At 65.9% G+C, this 16,874-nt stretch carries 17 protein-coding genes and 1 tRNA gene; 6 read left to right on the top strand and 12 right to left on the bottom strand.

The genetic code is table 11. From position 1 onward, the window contains the following. Positions 1-150 precede the first annotated feature (150 nt). The 3 genes from trpA to VH326_RS02680 all read left to right on the top strand — a co-directional run bounded on the left by trpA (position 151) and on the right by VH326_RS02680 (position 3,216). Positions 151-942: a tryptophan synthase subunit alpha gene (trpA, locus tag VH326_RS02690; protein WP_329630255.1), complete on the top strand. Its 792-nt coding sequence runs from the start codon at positions 151-153 to the stop codon at positions 940-942. Continuing rightward, positions 939-1,796: an acetyl-CoA carboxylase, carboxyltransferase subunit beta gene (accD, locus tag VH326_RS02685; RefSeq protein WP_329630254.1), complete on the top strand. Its 858-nt coding sequence runs from the start codon at positions 939-941 to the stop codon at positions 1,794-1,796. Before trpA ends, accD begins: the two co-directional genes overlap by 4 nt. Before the next feature lie 106 nt (positions 1,797-1,902). Further along, positions 1,903-3,216, top strand: coding sequence for a bifunctional folylpolyglutamate synthase/dihydrofolate synthase (locus VH326_RS02680; protein ID WP_329630253.1), 1,314 nt, complete (start codon positions 1,903-1,905; stop codon positions 3,214-3,216). Here the strand turns inward: VH326_RS02680 and VH326_RS02675 are convergent. Then, positions 3,213-4,901 carry an AmpG family muropeptide MFS transporter gene (locus VH326_RS02675; RefSeq protein ID WP_329630252.1) on the bottom strand — a complete coding sequence of 563 codons (1,689 nt, stop codon included), beginning with the start codon at positions 4,899-4,901 and terminating at the stop codon, positions 3,213-3,215. The two genes, VH326_RS02680 and VH326_RS02675, sit on opposite strands and share 4 nt — an antisense overlap. Positions 4,902-4,963: 62 nt before the next feature. Here VH326_RS02675 and VH326_RS02670 point away from each other — a divergent pair, with 62 nt between their 5' ends. Then, positions 4,964-6,106, top strand: coding sequence for an aromatic ring-hydroxylating dioxygenase subunit alpha (locus tag VH326_RS02670; RefSeq protein ID WP_329630251.1), 1,143 nt, complete (start codon positions 4,964-4,966; stop codon positions 6,104-6,106). Positions 6,107-6,140: 34 nt separating this feature from the next. On the opposite strand, the gene VH326_RS02665 is transcribed toward VH326_RS02670, so the two are convergent. The 8 genes from VH326_RS02665 to VH326_RS02630 form a co-directional block, all read right to left on the bottom strand. Then, a complete protein-coding gene (locus VH326_RS02665) occupies positions 6,141-6,890 on the bottom strand; it encodes an HAD-IIB family hydrolase (protein ID WP_329630250.1) in 750 nt (249 codons plus the stop codon). A 90-nt stretch (positions 6,891-6,980) separates the two neighbouring features. Further along, on the bottom strand, positions 6,981-7,790 hold the full coding sequence (locus VH326_RS02660; protein ID WP_329630249.1) for a Cof-type HAD-IIB family hydrolase: 810 nt from the start codon (positions 7,788-7,790) through the stop codon (positions 6,981-6,983). 19 nt (positions 7,791-7,809) lie between these two features. Beyond that, positions 7,810-8,796 (bottom strand): phosphogluconate dehydrogenase (NAD(+)-dependent, decarboxylating), encoded by a 987-nt coding sequence (gnd, locus tag VH326_RS02655; RefSeq protein ID WP_329630248.1) that lies wholly within the window; start codon positions 8,794-8,796, stop codon positions 7,810-7,812. 15 nt (positions 8,797-8,811) lie between these two features. Beyond that, the gene (tal, locus tag VH326_RS02650; RefSeq protein ID WP_329630778.1) at positions 8,812-9,921 is read right to left on the bottom strand and encodes a transaldolase; all 1,110 of its coding nucleotides are present in this window, start codon (positions 9,919-9,921) and stop codon (positions 8,812-8,814) included. After that, entirely contained in the window at positions 9,921-12,005 is a 2,085-nt protein-coding gene (gene tkt, locus VH326_RS02645) for a transketolase (RefSeq protein ID WP_329630247.1), read from the bottom strand. Before tkt ends, tal begins: the two co-directional genes overlap by 1 nt. 85 nt (positions 12,006-12,090) lie before the next feature. Further along, on the bottom strand, positions 12,091-12,771 hold the full coding sequence (rpiA, locus tag VH326_RS02640) for a ribose-5-phosphate isomerase RpiA (RefSeq protein ID WP_329630246.1): 681 nt from the start codon (positions 12,769-12,771) through the stop codon (positions 12,091-12,093). Between the two features lie 110 nt (positions 12,772-12,881). Next, positions 12,882-13,103 (bottom strand): circumsporozoite protein, encoded by a 222-nt coding sequence (locus VH326_RS02635; protein WP_329630245.1) that lies wholly within the window; start codon positions 13,101-13,103, stop codon positions 12,882-12,884. 194 nt (positions 13,104-13,297) lie between these two features. Then, a tRNA-Arg gene (locus tag VH326_RS02630) sits at positions 13,298-13,374 on the bottom strand. Between the two features lie 82 nt (positions 13,375-13,456). On the opposite strand from VH326_RS02630, the gene VH326_RS02625 reads away from it, so the two are divergent. Continuing rightward, positions 13,457-13,951 (top strand): hypothetical protein, encoded by a 495-nt coding sequence (locus VH326_RS02625; protein WP_329630244.1) that lies wholly within the window; start codon positions 13,457-13,459, stop codon positions 13,949-13,951. On the opposite strand, the gene VH326_RS02620 is transcribed toward VH326_RS02625, so the two are convergent. The 3 genes from VH326_RS02620 to hemB are packed head-to-tail and all read right to left on the bottom strand — an operon-like array spanning position 13,926 to position 16,012. Further along, positions 13,926-14,480, bottom strand: a complete 555-nt coding sequence (locus VH326_RS02620) for a GNAT family N-acetyltransferase (RefSeq protein WP_329630243.1) — start codon at positions 14,478-14,480, stop codon at positions 13,926-13,928. The genes VH326_RS02625 and VH326_RS02620 overlap by 26 nt on opposite strands. A gap of 3 nt (positions 14,481-14,483) precedes the next feature. Then, positions 14,484-15,026 carry a GNAT family N-acetyltransferase gene (locus VH326_RS02615; protein WP_329630242.1) on the bottom strand — a complete coding sequence of 181 codons (543 nt, stop codon included), beginning with the start codon at positions 15,024-15,026 and terminating at the stop codon, positions 14,484-14,486. Further along, positions 15,023-16,012 (bottom strand): porphobilinogen synthase, encoded by a 990-nt coding sequence (gene hemB, locus VH326_RS02610; protein ID WP_329630241.1) that lies wholly within the window; start codon positions 16,010-16,012, stop codon positions 15,023-15,025. The genes VH326_RS02615 and hemB overlap by 4 nt, the downstream gene beginning before the upstream one ends. Positions 16,013-16,111: 99 nt before the next feature. Here hemB and VH326_RS02605 point away from each other — a divergent pair, with 99 nt between their 5' ends. Further along, positions 16,112-16,867 (top strand): SIMPL domain-containing protein, encoded by a 756-nt coding sequence (locus tag VH326_RS02605; protein ID WP_329630240.1) that lies wholly within the window; start codon positions 16,112-16,114, stop codon positions 16,865-16,867. Positions 16,868-16,874 lie beyond the last annotated feature (7 nt).

The following is a 16,874-nucleotide window of genomic DNA, read 5'->3' as shown; positions in this document are numbered from 1 at the left end:
TAACTATCGGCTGGGGAGCAGCTATGTTGCTCACAGCTGCAAATGTTACCGGAGCCAGACTGATCGGTAGCGCCATAAGCATCATACTGATCATGACGATGTTCCTCAAATGAGCCCGATCTTCGATCGCCTGTGGCCGAGGACCAAAGATTGACCCGTCTGTCTGAAGCCTTCGCCAAAGGCCACCCCGCCCTCATCGCCTTCGTCACCGCAGGTGACGGACCGACTGCCGCGATTCTCGACGCGCTCGTCGCGGGCGGGGCGGATGTGATCGAGCTCGGGATGCCGTTCACCGATCCGATGGCCGACGGACCAGCGATCCAGGCAGCGAACTTGCGCAGCCTCGCCGCGGGCACGACGACCGCCGACATCCTTGCGTTCGCCGAGACGTTTCGCGCGCGGCATCCCGATGTACCGCTGGTGCTGATGGGCTACGCCAATCCAATGACCCGGCGTGGTGCCGACTGGTTCGCGAATGTCGCGCGCGATGCCGGCCTCGACGGCGTGATCTGCGTGGATATCCCGCCCGAGGAAGACGATTCGCTCGGCCCGGCGCTACGCTCTGCCGGGATCGACCTGATCCGCCTCGCCACCCCGACCACCGACGCCGCGCGCTTGCCGCAAGTGCTCGATGGCGCCAGCGGGTTTCTCTATTACGTCTCGGTTGCCGGGATCACCGGCAAGCAGCAGGCGGCGCAGGCATCGATCGAAGACGCGGTCGCGCGGCTCAAGGCCGCGACCGACTTGCCCGTCGCGGTCGGATTCGGCATCCGCACACCGGAACAGGCCACGCAGATCGCGCGCGTCGCCGATGGGGTGGTGGTCGGATCGGCGATCGTCGAATTGGTCGGGCAGCACGGCGAGGATGCGCCCGAGCCCGTCCGCGCCTATATCAAGTCCCTGTCCGCGGCGATCCGAACCGCAAGGAAGGAAATGGCATGAGCTGGCTCAGCAGCGTCCGCAACGCGCTCTCCTACGTCATCCCCAAGAAGGAGAGCCCCGACAATCTCTGGCACAAGTGCAAGGGGTGCGGGCAGATGGTATTCGCCAAGGAGATGGCGGACAACCTCCACGTCTGTCCCAATTGCGGGCACCACGAGCGGATCGGACCGAAGGAGCGCTTTGCGCAGATCTTTGACGAAGGGTCGTGCCGCGAATTGCCCGCACCCAGGGTGCCCGAGGACCCGCTCAAGTTCCGCGATCAGAAGCGCTACACCGATCGAATCAAGGCGGCGCGCGCGTCGACCGGCGAAAGCGACGCGCTGATCAACGCGACCGGCACGATCGACGGCCGCACAGCGGTGGTGGGCGTCCAGAACTTCGCGTTCATGGGTGGATCGATGGGGCTCGCGGTCGGCGAAGCGTTCGTCCGCGGTGTCGAGGCGGCGATCGAGGCGCACGCGCCCTACATCATCTTCACCGCCGCGGGCGGCGCGCGGATGCAGGAAGGCATATTGAGCCTGATGCAGATGCCGCGCGCGACGGTCGCGATCGCGATGCTCCACGACGCCGACCTGCCGTATATCGTCGTGCTGACCGACCCGACCACAGGGGGTGTCACCGCGAGCTATGCGATGCTCGGCGACGTCCAGATTGCGGAGCCGGGCGCGCTGATCGGGTTCGCCGGGCAGCGCGTGATCGAGCAGACAATCCGCGAAAAGCTGCCCGAAGGGTTTCAGCGCGCGGAGTATCTGCTCGACCACGGCATGCTCGACATGGTCGTGCCGCGTGCGCAACTGAAGGCGACGCTGGCGAACGTGGTGGGGTATCTGACCGACGCGCGGAAGGCGGCGTGATGTACTCCCCCCCGCTTGCGGGAGGGGCTGGGGGTGGGCCTGTTCCCCGGCTCCGGCTTTAGATATGCCCACCGCTAGCCCCTCCCGCAAGCGGGAGGGGAACTAGATGCCCGACCACGCCCGCTCGACCGATTCCGCCGTCCAGCACCAGCTCGACCGCCTATGGGCGCTATCCCCCGGCGCCGACATCCTCGGGCTCGAGCGCATCACCGAACTGCTCGCCCGCGTCGGCAACCCGCACGAGCGCCTGCCTCCCGTGCTCCATGTCGCGGGCACCAACGGCAAGGGATCGACCTGCGCCTTCCTGCGCGCGGGCGTAGAAGCCGCGGGATACACGACCCACGTCTATTCGAGCCCGCACCTCGTTCGCTTCAACGAACGCATTCGCCTTGCAGGGCGCCTGATCGACGACGCCGAACTCGCGCCGTTGCTGGCCGAAGTGCTCGACGCGGGCGGCGACATCGGCGCGAGCTTTTTCGAAGTCACGACCGCCGTCGCGTTCCTCGCCTTCTCCCGCACGCCGGCCGGTGCCTGTATCGTCGAAGTCGGGCTCGGCGGGCGGCTCGATGCGACCAACGTCATTGCCGAGCCGATCGTCACCGGGATCGCGCAACTCGGCATCGACCACGAACGCTTCCTCGGGAGTGACCCCGAAGGCATCGCGGCGGAAAAGGCCGGAATCGCCAAGCCGCACGTACCCTTGGTCACGATGCGCTACCCGCCCAGGATCGAGGCGCGCATCGCCAGCGTCGCGCGCGCCGCCGACGCCCCGATAGCGGCAGAAGGAGGACACTGGTCCTGGTCCGCCGACGAGACCCACGTCACCTATCGCGACGCGGCCGGGCGCGTGACGACCCCGCTCCCTCGCCTCGCCGGATCGCATCAGCAAGCCAATCTCGCGCTGGCGATCGCGATGCTGCGGCATCAACGCGCGCTGACGATCCCGCCTGGAGCGTATGTCGCGGCGGCTGAGCAAGCGGCCTGGCCGGCGCGGCTTCAACGACTCGGCCCGGGTCCGCTCACCGCCAAGCTGCCCGGCCGAGCGGTGCTGGTCGACGGCGGTCACAACGCCGACGCCGCGCAAGCGATCGCGGCGGCGCTTGCCGACGCGGCGCCGATCGACCTCATTTTCGGGCTGATGAAGAACCGCAGGATCGCGGATGTGCTCGGCCCGATCGCCCCGCTGGTCCGCACCGCGCACGTCGCCCCGCTGATCGGCCATGAGCATCACGACCCGCGCGACATCGCCGCGTTCGCGCAAGCGCACGCCGCGCCGCGCCACTGCTATCCGGCACTGAGCCTAGAACAAGCAATCGATCGGCTGTCGAGCGATCCGGACGGCGCACCGCTCGTCCTCATCGCGGGGTCGCTCTATCTCGCCGGCGAAGCGCTCGCCGCCAACGAGGAAATCCCGGTCTAGGCGCGCTCGCCGGTGTGCCCCGGCTCTTCGACGCGCGGCGCGCGCGATGCCCGCCACCATTCGATCAGCACGAACGCGATCGCCAGCACGCCCGCCAGCGACAGCCAGCGGAACACGTTGCCATAGCCATAAACCGGGATCGCCTCCCCCACCGGCGCGCGCATCAGCGCACCGACCAGGAAGGTCAGCGACGAGAGCACCGCATATTGTACCGCGGCGAACTTCTTGCTGACCACGCCCGACATGAACGCGACGAGCGCCGCGCCAGCGATCCCGGTCGAGATGTTCTCGTAACAGATCGTCAGCAGCAAGCGTGCCATGCGTAAATCGCCGCCGAACGCCTGCGCCAGCAGGTCGATCCGGGTGACGTGGAGCACCGCGTCGAGATAATGCGCTCCATCGGCGAGATCGGCATAAACGAAGTTGCCGAAGATCGGCAGCAACGCGCCGATCAGCACCGTCGGAAATCGCCCGATGCGCAGGAACAGATAGCCGCCGATACTGACCCCGATGATCGACATGATGATGCCGAAGATCTTCGACGCGAACGCCACCTCGTCCTTCGAATAATGCATGAAATCGAGATAGAAGGGGTACGCGAACGAAGCCCAGACATTGTAGCACAGCGCGTAGGTCAGGATCAGCGCCATCACCACCAGCACTCCCCAGCGCATCCGTTCGGCGAGGTCGGCAAGCGGCGCAATCAGCGCGCCGTATAGGTGGTTGGCGGCGGTGCGCGCGGCTGAGCGGGTCGTGTCCACCACCGTTTGGACGCCTGTGCCGCGCGCCTTCAGGCGGTTGATCCACGCCGCGACACCCAGCGGGACGAACACCGTCGCGGCGATAATCATCCAGCCGTAATTCTTGAGGAAATCGCCTGCCGAAGGGCGGGTCGCGCCGGGTGGCAGATCGACGAGCATGCTGATCATGAACGCGACGAGCATGTAGATTGCCCAGATCCAGCTGATGCCGACGATCAGCAGGCCGGCCGCGCGGATACGCGGGTTGATCTCGCCCGGCTCAGCCAGGACGCTCACCTTGGCAGCTTGCGGGCGTTCGGTATCGGGCGCACCGAGGCCGAGGATCAGCACGACCCCAATCAGCGCCGCCATCACCAGATAAACGGTGGACCACGACATCCGCGCCGCCAGATACAGCGCCACCGCCCCGCCGACGATGCTCGCACTGCGTCCGCCCAATTGGTAGACCGAGGAGAGCAGTTCGACGGGAGTCTTCTCATCCGCGACGTCGATCCGCCAGCCATCGATCGCGATGTCCTGGGTCGCCGAGGCGAGCGCGCCGAAGAAGGCAAACAAGGCGAAACGCGCGATGTGCTGGCTCGGGTCGGTCATGACGATCGCGATCAGGCTCAGGATCATCACGACCTGACACAGGACGATCCAACTCTTGCGCCGCCCCAGCCGCTCGAGCAGTGGCAGTTCGACGCGATCGACCAAAGGCGACCACAGGAACTTGAAGGCATAGGTTAGCCCGATCCACGACAGGACACCGATCATCGCGAGCTTCACGCCGACCTCGCCGAGCCACGCGGTGAGCGTGCCGACAAGGAGTGCTGGGGGCAGGCCCGAAGAAAAGCCGTAGACGAGCATCGACGCCGACTTGCGCGTACGGATCGCGGCCGCGAACACCTTAAAGCCCTTGGGCCGTGCCGACGCTGCGCTCATTCAGGCTTGCTCCCCTCGCTCCTAAGGCAGACACTAGCCGCAAATACCGGGAGAGGAAGCCCATGAACGTGGCGATCAGGATCGCGCCGACGCCGGGACAGCTCGCACTGGCGAAGAAGCTTGCCGCGGGCGGTGGCGAGCGGCGGCCGGTGGCAATCACGCACGTTCCCGCCAGCGTGTACACCGATCCGGCGCGGTACTATCTGGAACGCGAGCGGCTGTTCGATCGCCGCCCGCTGGTGATTGCGCCGTCCGCGCTGCTGCCGGATCCGGGGATGGCTGTGCCGCACGACGGCTATGGCAAGCCGTTGTTGATCACGCGGGACAAGGAAGGCGCTGCCCACGTCTTTCTCAACGTTTGCCGCCATCGCGGCACGCGATTGGTCGAAGGCGGTGAGAGGGTGTGCGCGGCAAGGCTGGTCTGTCCGTATCATGCCTGGACCTATGGGCTCGACGGGCAGCTGCTCGCGCTGCCGCGTAGCGATGCGTTTCCCGGGCTCGACAAGGATGAGTTCCGGCTCAAGCGCCTGCCGACGCTCGAAGCCGGCGGGCTGATCTGGGTCGCGTTCGACGAGGACGCTGACTTCGCCGAGCCCGAAGCGCTGGGGCACGATTTCGACGCGTTCGACCTTGCCGGGCAGCACCTGTTTCGCAGTTGCACGCACGACGTCGCGGCGAACTGGAAGCTGATCATGGACGCGTTCCTCGAAAGCTATCACGTCCAGCGGCTGCATGCGGCGACGATCGGGCCGTTCTTCAAGGACGGCGTTGCGTCGGCCGACACGATCGGGGCGCACCAACGGTCGGCGGTCGGGCGCGATGTCGAGGCGATCCATTGCGCGGCGGAGGACTGGCCGACGCTGCGGCGCGCGATCACCTACACGTACCAGATGTTCCCCGCGACGATCCTGATCGTCAGCCCCGATTACATGAACCTGATGACGCTGATGCCGCGCGGCGTCGACCGCGTGCTGGTCGAGGATTTCATGCTGATCCCGGAGCCGCCTGCGACCGACAAGGCGCTGGCGCATTGGGAGAAGAGCTGGAACCTGCTTGACGGCGGTGTGTTCGGCGCGGAGGATTTCCGCGCGGCGGCGCTGGGTCAGGAAGGGCTGATGTCGGGGGCAATCGAGCAGCTCACGCTGGGCGGCCTGGAGGGCGGGATCAAGGTGTTCCACGACGCCGTGGAGGCGGCGCTCCGCTAGTTAAACTCCCCTCCCTTGAAGGGAGGGGAGAAGATCAGCCCTTCAACACCAGCACGATCGTCTCGATCACGCGCTTGGTATCCTCGATCGAATCGACCTTGATCGTATCGAGCCCCATCTCCTTCGCCGGATAGTCGTTTCCGCCAGGAAAGATCGCGTCGCCGAGGAACAGCACTTCGTCCGCGCTCACCCCCGCCTCCGGGAGCAATTTCTTCAACCCATAGGCCTTGTCGACGCCCGCCCGCGTGATGTCGATCGAGGTCGAGCCGCCGATGTTGATCGACAGGTTCGGCAGCATGCCGCGCAACCGCGCCTGGAGCTTTTTACGCTTGGCGTGGTCTGGATCCCAGCTGTCCTTGGCCTCGAGCGGCGCCTGCTGGCCGAGCGCGGAAAAGGTCACCTGGCTGCCGCGATCCTCGACTCGCTCTCCCCAGGTCTTGCCCTGGTCGAGCCCCTCTTCGTGCATCGCCCGGCCGAACGCATCGATGATGTGCTTGCGTTCGTCATCGCTGAACAGTTCGGCGTAGATCGCCTTCCACGCGCCATCGACGAAGCGGTAGAGTTTGGTGCCCGTGGTCGGCTGGATGAACAGATTGGCGAGATTGGCGCGGTCGATCATCCGCCCCACGACCTGCTTCTCGAACTGCGGCCAGTCGCCGCCCGAAATGATGTCGACCATGCACACGTCGAGCAAATCGGCGAGCGCATTGACCATGCGATCATCGAGCGGCTGCTTCGACAGCGCGAGCGTACCGTCGAGATCGAACGCGATCAGTTTCTTCATGCCGTTATCGTCCGCTTATAATTTCGCGCCTCCCCGGCGTTCGCCGGGAAGGCGATTGAAGCTAGCGAGGGCTTTGGCGGCTTGAGCGGTTCACGTCGTCACCTTGGGCAAAATGAACGCGTCGATGGCGTGCGCGACGCCATCTTCCTGATTGCTCGATGACACCCAATCGGCCTTGGCCTTCACGGCGTCGGGCGCTTGACCCATCGCGATCGACAGCCCGGCGCGGTCGAACATCGGCACATCGTTGTCCATATCGCCGAGCACCAGCGTGTCGGCGAGATCGACGCCGAGCATCTCAGCGAGCGCCGCCACGCCATCGCCCTTGTTCGCGCGCGTGTCGGTTACGTCGAGATAATAGACTTGGCTTTGTCCGATCGTCGCACGGTCGCCGAACGCGGAAACCGCCTTGGCCGCCAGTTCCTTGAGCAAGTCGCGGTCGTCGCTGACGAACGTGATCTTGTCCGCGCGGTCGTAGAGATCGGTGAAATCGGCACGGATTACTGGCGCCTGGTTGGATGCGACTCGCTCATGCTCGACATGCACGCCCTCGCCGGACGACGCATACCATTGCCCCCCGGCGAACACCCAGCGATCGACCGCGAGGCCTTTGGCGAGCGCGAACACCCCCTCGACCACCGCACGCTCGACCCGATGCGCGACGATCTCGCTGCCGTCCGGCCGGAACAGGATGCCGCCGTTGAACGCGGCCAGCGGCACGTCGATGCCGAGCGCCGTCACCAGCGGCAGCACCCCCGACACCGGCCGCGCGCTGATCAGCGTGAACGGCACCTCTGCGGCGCGCAGACGATGCACCGCGGCGATCACTTGCGGGCTGAGCGATTTGTCCTTGCGAACCAGTGTCCCGTCGACGTCGGACACCACCAGCTTGATCGTCAACGCGATCGTCCTTGGACGCTCATTGCGGCATCTCGACATGCCCGCCGAACCCGAAGCGCATCGCCGACAGCAATTTGTCGCCGAAGGTATGATCGACCCGGCTGCGATAGCGCGCGAACAAGGCAGCGGTCAGCACATGCGCGGGCACCGCTTCCTCCATCGCCGCTTCGATCGTCCAATGCCCTTCGCCCGAATCGGCGACCCGGCCGGAGAATTGGTCGAGCATCATGTCCTTGGCGAGCGACGATGCGCACAGATCGAGCAGCCATGACGAAATCACGCTGCCGCGCCGCCACACTTCGGCGATGTCGGTCAGGTTGAGGTCGTAGCGCTCGTCCTCGGGCAGCTTGTCCGAGATCTTGCCCTTCAACACGTCGAAGCCCTCGGCATAGGCCTGCATCAGGCCATATTCGATGCCGTTATGCACCATCTTGACGAAATGCCCTGCGCCGGCGGGACCGGCGTGGATATAGCCCTTCTCCGCGCGCGGATCCTCGCCTTCCTGCTCCATCCGGTTCGGCGTGCGCGGGATCGTGCCGAGCCCCGGCGCGAGCGCATCGAAGATCGGGTCGAGCGTCTTCACCACATCATCGGGGCCGCCGATCATCATGCAATAGCCGCGCTCGAGACCCCATACGCCACCCGACGTGCCGACATCGACGTAATGAATGCCCTTCTCCCTCAGATATTTGGCGCGCTTTATATCGTCCTTGTAGAAGGTGTTGCCGCCGTCGATGATGATATCGCCCTTGGCGCAAATGTCCGACAGCGCCTCGACCGTGCTGTCGGTCGGCGCGCCCGCGGGCACCATCACCCAAAAGATCGACTGCCCGTCGAGCTTGGCCTTCATCTCCTCGAGCGAGCCCGCCCCGACGGCGCCGTCCTTGACCACGTCCTTCACCGCCTCGGGCGCGCGATCGTAGACCACCGTCTCGTGCCCCGCGCGCATCAGCCGCCGAGCGATATTGCCGCCCATCCGGCCGAGGCCGATGATTCCGATTTTCATGATGATCTCCGAATGTCAGGCGGTGGCAGGATGCTTGGCGGCGATCGCGGCGAGCAGATCGTCGAACGACTTGGAAAACGAGGCGACCCCCTCCTCGACCAAGGTCGCGGTGACGCCATCCAGGTTGAGGCCAAGCCGCTCGGCCTCGGCAAGCGTGCGGCGCGCCTGGTCGATATCCTGGGTCAAGGTCGCGCCCACGGTACCATGGTCGCGAAACGCATCCAGCGTCTTGGGCGGTACGGTGTTGACCGTGTCCTTGCCGATCAGCGTATCGAGATAGAGCGTGTCGGGATAATCGGGGTTCTTGGTGCCCGTCGACGCCCAGAGCAGCCGTTGCGGCATCGCGCCCTTCGCCGCCAGCGCCTGCCAGCGGTCCGACCTGATGAAGTCGAGATACCATTGATACGCCATCTTGGCGTTGGCGATCGCGACCTTGCCCTTAAGCGCCTTGGCCGCGTCGCCGCCAGTCCCAGCGTCGATCGCATCGTCGATCCTGGTGTCGATCCGGCTGACGAAGAAGCTCGCGACGCTGGCGATGCGGTCGATCGGCTCGCCGCGCTCGACTCGCTGCTCGAGGCCCTCGACGAACGCCATCGCGACCGATTTGTAGGCTTCGATCCCGAACAGCAAGGTGACGTTGACGTTGATGCCGGCGTCGATCGTCGCTGAGATTGCCGGGGTGCCTGCTGCCGTGCCCGGGATTTTGACCATCAGATTGGGCCGGTCGACCAACCGCCACAGCTTCGCCGCTTCGGCGATCGTTGCATCGGTATCGTTGGCGAGATAGGGCGACACTTCCAGGCTGACATACCCGTCCTTGCCATTCAGCCTGTCATAGACCGGGCGCAGCGTGTCGGCCGCGGCCTGAATATCGCTGATCGCCAGCGCTTCGTAACGATCCATCGTCGCAGCGCCCGGATGCGCGGCGTCGAACTCGGCGAGCTCGTCGTCGTAGGCCTCGCCGTACCCCATCGCCTTTTCGAAGATGGAGGGATTGCTCGTCACGCCGGTCACCCCATCCTCGTCGACCAGCTCCTGCAGCCCGCCTTCCGCAAGGAACTTGCGATCGACGAAATCCAGCCAAATCGCCTGGCCATGACTTTCGAGGTCGTTAAGGCGTCCCATCATTTCGTCTCCAGCATTTCCTTGGCGATCTTCACGACATTCTCGACTGTGAAGCCGAATTTGTCCGCCAGCTTGGCGAGCGGCGCCGACGCGCCGAACGTCCCCATCGTGATCGTCTTGCCTTGCAGCCCGACATAGCGGTCCCAGCCTACCTCGCCGGCCATCTCGATTGCTAACCGCGCGGTGACCTTCTTGGGCAGCACGCTTTCCTTGTAGGCGTCTGATTGCAGCTCGTAGCGGAACCAGCTCGGCATCGACACGATGCGCGACGCGACACCGTCGGCCTTGAGCTTCTCGTGCGCCTCGACCGCAAGCGACACTTCGGAGCCCGTCGCGATCAGGATGACCTGCGGATCCTCGCTGTCGGCGAGGACGTAGGCGCCCTTCGACAGCCCATCGGCGCTGGCATATTTCGAGCGGTCGAGCGTCGGCAAGGCCTGGCGCGACAAGACCAACGCGGTCGGGCGGTTGCCGTCCTGAAGCGTGCACCGCCATGCCGCGGCCATTTCGTTGGCGTCGCACGGCCGGATCGTATCGAGCCCCGGCGTCGCGCGCAGCATCGCGAGATGCTCGATCGGCTGGTGCGTCGGCCCGTCCTCGCCGACCCCGATCGAATCGTGCGTGAACACCCAGGTCGCGCCGATCTCCATAATCGCCGACAGCCGCACCGCGCCGCGCATGTAATCGAGGAACACCAGGAAAGTGCTGCCGTATGAGCGAAGATGCGACAGCGCCATGCCGTTGACGATCGCGCCCATGCCGTGTTCGCGAACGCCGAAATGGAAGTTGGCGCCACCGTAATTGTTCGCCTCGAACGATTCGGCGTTCTTGATGTCGGTCTTGGTTGACGGTGCGAGGTCGGCCGATCCGCCGATCAGCCACGGCACCTTGGCGACGATCGCGTTGAGCACCTTGCCGCCGGCATCGCGGCTGGCGATGCCTCTTTCGTCGGCCGGGAAGCTCGGGATGTCGGCGTCCCAGCCCTCGGGTAGCTTGTCGGCGAGCACCAGGTCGAGTTCGGCGGCGAGGTCGCCCCAGGTCGAGCGGTAGCTTTCGAGCGTCTTTTCCCAAGCTTCGCGCAACGGCTGCCCACGATCGGCGACGCAGCCGTGGAAATGCTCCTCGACGCGGTCGGGAACATAGAATTGCTTGTCCGCCGGCCAGCCATAGGCTTGCTTGGTCAGCTTGACGTTCTCCTCGCCCAGCGCCTCGCCATGCGCCTTCTCGCTGCCGGCGCGAGGACTGCCCCAGCCGATCACCGAATGGACCTGGATGAAGGTCGGGCGGTCGTCGGTCTTCCTGAACGCCGCGAGCGCCTGCGCCATCGCGTCGCAATCGTTGGCGTCGGCGACGTGAATGACGTTCCAGCCATAGGCCTCGAACCGCTTGCCGACGTTTTCGTCGAACGCGAGATCGGTCGAGCCTTCGATCGAAATCTGGTTGCTGTCGTAGATCCAGCACAGATTGGAGAGCTTGAGGTGCCCCGCGAGCGACGCCGCTTCGCTGGCCACCCCCTCCATCATGTCGCCGTCACCGCACAGCACGTAAACGTCGTGGTCGAACAGGTCGAAGCCCGGCTTGTTGTAGCGCGCCGCGAGCCAGCGCTCGGCGATCGCCATACCGACCGAATTGCCGCAGCCCTGGCCGAGCGGTCCGGTGGTGGTCTCGACGCCCGTGGTGTGGCGATATTCGGGGTGGCCAGGCGTCTTCGAGCTCAGCTGTCGGAAATTCTCGATATCCTCGATGCTGACGGCCGGCTTGCCGCTCTTCTTGCCGTCCTTGTCGATCTCCTCGATCCCCGCGAGGTGGATCAGCGAATAGAGCAGCATCGAGGCATGCCCGACCGATAGCACGAAGCGGTCGCGGTTGGGCCAATCGGGCTTGGCGGGATCGTAGCGCAGGAATTGCGACCAGAGCGTGTAACCGACCGGCGCCAGCGCCATGGGCGTGCCCGGGTGCCCCGAATTGGCCTTCTGCACCGCATCCATCGACAGCGTTCGGATCGTATCGATGGTCAGGCGCTCGATCGATCCATCCTCCTGCAACTGATCGACGTCGTGGACGGTAGTTTCGGTATCGGACATGATTGCTCCCGGTTCGTTCTGATGAACGCCGCTGCGGCGCGGAGGTTGCGATGCTATATGGCGCGCCGCGGGCGTGTGCCAGCGTTCAGGCGGCTGGCCGTTCCATTTTCGTAACGATTCCGCCGACGGCGACATACGCGGCGTCGACTTCGGTCAGGAACAGTCCATGCCCAAGCAGTCCAGGTATCGAGGCGAGCGCAGCCGCCAGCGTTGCCGGGTCCGCGATGATGCCGAAGTTGCAATCGAGGATCAAATTGCCCTGGTTGGTGCGATACGCGCGTTGGGGCGTTATCCGCAGCACCGGTTTCGCGCCCAGCGCGACCACCCGCGCCTCGACGAAGCTGCGTGCAAACGGCAGCACTTCGACCGGCACCGGCGCCTTGCCGAGCGCCGCTACGTGCTTCGAACCATCGGCGACCACCACCATCCGGCGGGCCGAGGCGGCGACGATCTTTTCGCGCAGCATCGCCCCGCCGCCGCCTTTGATCGCGCGCAGTTGCGGGTCGATCTCGTCGGCACCGTCGATCGCGAGGTCGAGCTCGGCGACGTCCGCGAAGCGCCCGATCGGGATGCCGGCGGCGTTGGCCGCACGCCACGTCGCCTGCGATGTCGCGTAGAAGCTGGTGGCCGGCCATTCCGGCAGTCGACTGCCGATCGCGGAAATCGCGAATGCCATCGTCGAACCGGTGCCGATGCCGACCCGCATCCCCGGCGAGATTTCGCCCAGCGCCGCTTCGGCGGCGAGCCGCTTGTCGTCGTCCTGCATCGCGCCGCTGTGCCCCTGCGACCGCGGCCGCGCCAGCGCAAAAACGAAAAGGCCGCGCCGCCCGCTTGGGCGACGCGGCCTTCGATCATCGGCGCGTCAGCGCCGATCGATCACTTCGCGTTGGCGACCGTATCGGTCGGAACCGTCGCGTTGGCGTCGACGGTGTTAGCGTCGGTCGCGTTGAGATCGACGGCGTTGGTGTCGATCGCGACATCGTCGGCATTGGCGACGACATCGGTGGTGGCGACGTTGCCGTCGGTCTTCGACCCGCCGCAAGCGGCGAGGCCGAGGATGGCAGGCACGATCAGCGAAACGATGATGAGCTTCTTCATGGACGTACTCCCGTGGTTTCCAGGCCGCTTGCCCCCGCTCTGCACCATGCTTCGCGAACCGGTCCTGAGTTCCACGGATAGCTATGCCGTAATCCATATCGATGTGATAGGATAAAATGCACGGTTCGTCGCAACGCCCCGAACGACGCAAAAAACAAAAGCCCCGCCGGCCGGATGGCTGGCGGGGCTTTCATTGGCGCGCCCGGAACGATTCGAACGTCCGACCCTCAGATTCGTAGTCTGATGCTCTATCCAGCTGAGCTACGGGCGCGCGGAAGAGGCGTCCTCTAGAGGGGTGCCGCCACTAGCGCAAGTGCGTTGCGCGGCGCTTTTCGGACCCGTACACGGCGTGCATGAAACGGCTTCCCGCGCTCCTTCTCGTCCTGCTCGCGGCGGGATGCGCCGAATCGGCGGACAAATATCCGTCGCTCGCGCTGCGCCCGATCGAATCACGATCGGACGCCGTCGTGGTGACGCCCACGCCTGCCGCGACACCGGACGCTGCGCTCGACTCGCAGATCGCGACGCAGGCGGCAAAGCTCGCGCAGATCGATCAGGATTTCGCCGCCGGCGCGGCGCGGGCGGAGAGCGCGGCAAAGGCGCGCGGCGCGCTTGCGGTCGGCAGCGACCAGTGGGTCGCGGCGCAAGGCGCGCTGGCGGAGCTCGAAGGGCTTCGCGGCGATACGTTGGGCATGGCCAGCGACCTCGAACGGATGACGATCGATCGCGCCACCGCAGGGGAACCGCCCTACCCCGCGCTCGACGCGTTGCTGGGCAAGGCGCAGGCGCAATTGAATGGCGAACTCGCGCGGATCGCCGCGGTCAAGGCGATGCTGGGCGAGAAATAGCCGGCCGCGCCATCCGGTAGGTGATGTGCCGCTTGAGCGGATCGCCGTCCGGCACCGCGGGATGGTCGAAATCGCCGGCAGGATCGCGTGCCATGCCGAGCCGCTCCATCAAGCCCCAGCTGTTGGCATTGGCGGTCACCGTGATCGCCGCGATCTCCGGCGCATCGGTGTTGGCCCAGGTCCACGCGATCGCCGCCTCCGCCGCCTCGCGGGCATAGCCTTGCCCCCAGGCATCGCGCCGCAACCGCCAGCCGATCTCGATTTCGTCGGCGATGGGCGTGTCCGCCGGCCCCGGCTTGATCCCGCAAAAGCCGAGGAATTCGCCGTCCGCCTTGCGCTCGATCGCCCAGAAGCAATAGCCGTGCTTGGCGAGCAAGGCATCCATCCTGGCGCGCGCCTCCTCGGCGCCGGCCAGCGACATTGGCGGGCCGAGAAAGCGCATCACGTCGGCGTCGTTGCCCATCGCGTGAAACGGCGCGACATCGCTATCGAGCCAGCCGCGCAGGATCAGCCGTTCGGTCTCGATCACGTCCTAGGCTCCGCTAGGGCGGTCGATCGAATAGACGACCATCCGCCCGAGCGGATCGCCGACCTCGTACAGCGGATGGTCGAAGTCGAGCTCTTCGCGCCGCACCATGCCGATCCGCAGCATCAATCCCCAGGATCGCGTGTTCGCTGCGTTGGTCCACGCGACGATGCGCGGGCGATCGGTGTTCGCCCAGCCCCACGCGATGCTCGCCTCCGCCGCCTCGCGCGCGATGCCCTGCCCCCAATACGGTCCGGCGATCCGCCAGCCGATCTCGAGTTCGTCCGACACGCCGGTGCCGGGATAGCCGCTCAGCCGAACGCCGCACACCCCAGCGAGCGCGCCGTCGGCCCTGTGATCGACCGCCCACATCGTGTGGCCGTCGCGTTCCTGGCTCGCCATCAGCCGGTCGATCAGCGAATCCATGTCCGCGCGCGGTCGGACGCCGCCGAAATGCTCCATCATCGCGGGCGTGTTGATGATGGCGTCGAACGCCGGCTTGTCCGCCTCTCGCCACGGGCGGAGGATCAAGCGTTCGGTCTCGATCATTTGGCGAGCAGCTTGGCGGCGTGAAGCGCGTGATAGGTCAGCACGCCCGAACATCCCGCGCGCTTGAACGCCATCAGCGTCTCGAGCACCACCGCGTCGCGCTTCGCCGCGCCCGCCGCGACGGCCGCTTCGAGCATCGCATACTCGCCCGACACTTGGTACGCGAATACCGGCACTTCGAAGCGATCCTTCACGCGCAATATGATGTCGAGATAGGGCAGGCCCGGCTTGACCATCACGCTGTCGGCACCCTCCGCGAGATCGAGCGCGACCTCGCGCAGCGCTTCCTCAGCATTGGCCGGGTCCATCTGATAGGTCTTCTTGTCCCCCTTGAGCAGACCGCGGCTCCCGACCGCGTCGCGGAACGGGCCGTAGAACCCGCTGGCGTATTTGGCGGCGTAGGACATGATCTGGACGTTGACGTGCCCCTCGGCTTCGAGCGCATCACGGATCAATCCGACGCGGCCGTCCATCATATCCGACGGCGCGATGATGTCGGCGCCCGCCGCGGCCTGGTTGAGCGCCTGGCCGACCAGCATTTCCGCCGTCTCGTCGTTGAGGACATAGCCGCCCGCATCGAGCAACCCGTCATGCCCATGGCTGGTATAGGGATCGAGCGCGACGTCGGTCAGCACGCCGACCTCCGGCACCGCGTCCTTGAGCGCACGGATTGCGCGGCACATCAGATTGTCGGGATTGAGCGCTTCCTCGCCACGCTCGCTGCGGCGCTCGGCCTGCGTGTAGGGGAACAAGGCAATGCAAGGGATGCCGAGATCGCGCGCGTCCTTCGCCCGCGCGACGATGCCGTCGACCGACCAGCGCGACACGCCGGGCAAGCTCGCAATCGGCTCCTCGACGCCCTCACCATCGGCCACGAAAAGCGGCCAGATCAGGTCGGCGGGCGTCAGCACGGTCTCACCATGCAAGCGCCGGCTCCATGCCGAAGCGCGGGTGCGGCGAAGGCGAAGCGCGGGATATTGGCTCATGCCGCGGCTTTTGCGCCGATAGCCTCCGGGCGCGCAAGTGGGGTTTACCGCACGCGCCGAACGAATAGACTAGCGATTGAAAAACCGAAGGGATTTCTCATGACCAGAGGCGCGGCGATGTTGTCGATCCTGATGTTCGGCGCGGTGCCGGCGGCGGCGCAAAGCTTGCCGCAGCGGCCGTCGATCACCGTGCTTGGCATCGGCGAGGTCAAGACTCCGCCCGATCTGGCAATGGTGGCGTATGGCGTGCGCGGCGAAGGCGCGACCCCCGACGACGCGACTCGCGCGCTAGTCGTGAAGCAGAAGGCGATCGCTTCCGCTCTGGCCAGCCTGTCGCCGGAGGAGATCCAGATCAGCAACGGTTCGGTCAACGTGCGCGCCTCCCGCTCGTCGGCGTGTCAGAGCCAGGACTATGGCCCGGGGCCCCAGCTCTCGACGGGATCGTGCGCCGTGCTCGGTTATGTTGCGCGCATGGACGTGACCGTCCGCATGGCGCCCAAGACCGCCGGCACCGCCACTGGGTTGGCCTCGCGCCTCGGCGCGGAGCAAGCCAACATTCAGCGTTTCGGGCTGCGCTCGGATGCAGTCGCGCGGCGCGCCGCGATTGCTGCTGCGATCACAGACGCGAAGGCTCAGGCCGCTGCGATCGCGGCGGCGAGCGGCCAGCAACTCGGCGACATCCTCGAGGTGCGTGATCAGAACGCGTTCAGCCAATCGGACATCGTCGTGACCGGAAGCATGCTGGCAGCGCCGCCGCCGCCTCCCGCGCCACCACCGCCGGTCGAGATCGCGATCAGCCCGGAACCGGTCACCAGCGCCGCGCGGATCACGGTGACGTTCGCGATCCAGCGCTAGCGGGGCC

The sequence above is a fragment of the Sphingomonas sp. genome, assembly GCF_036269755.1.
Classification (GTDB): domain Bacteria; phylum Pseudomonadota; class Alphaproteobacteria; order Sphingomonadales; family Sphingomonadaceae; genus Sphingomonas.
The sequence above is the reverse complement of the archived record's forward strand: the minus strand, read 5'-3'. Positions and strand labels throughout refer to the sequence as shown.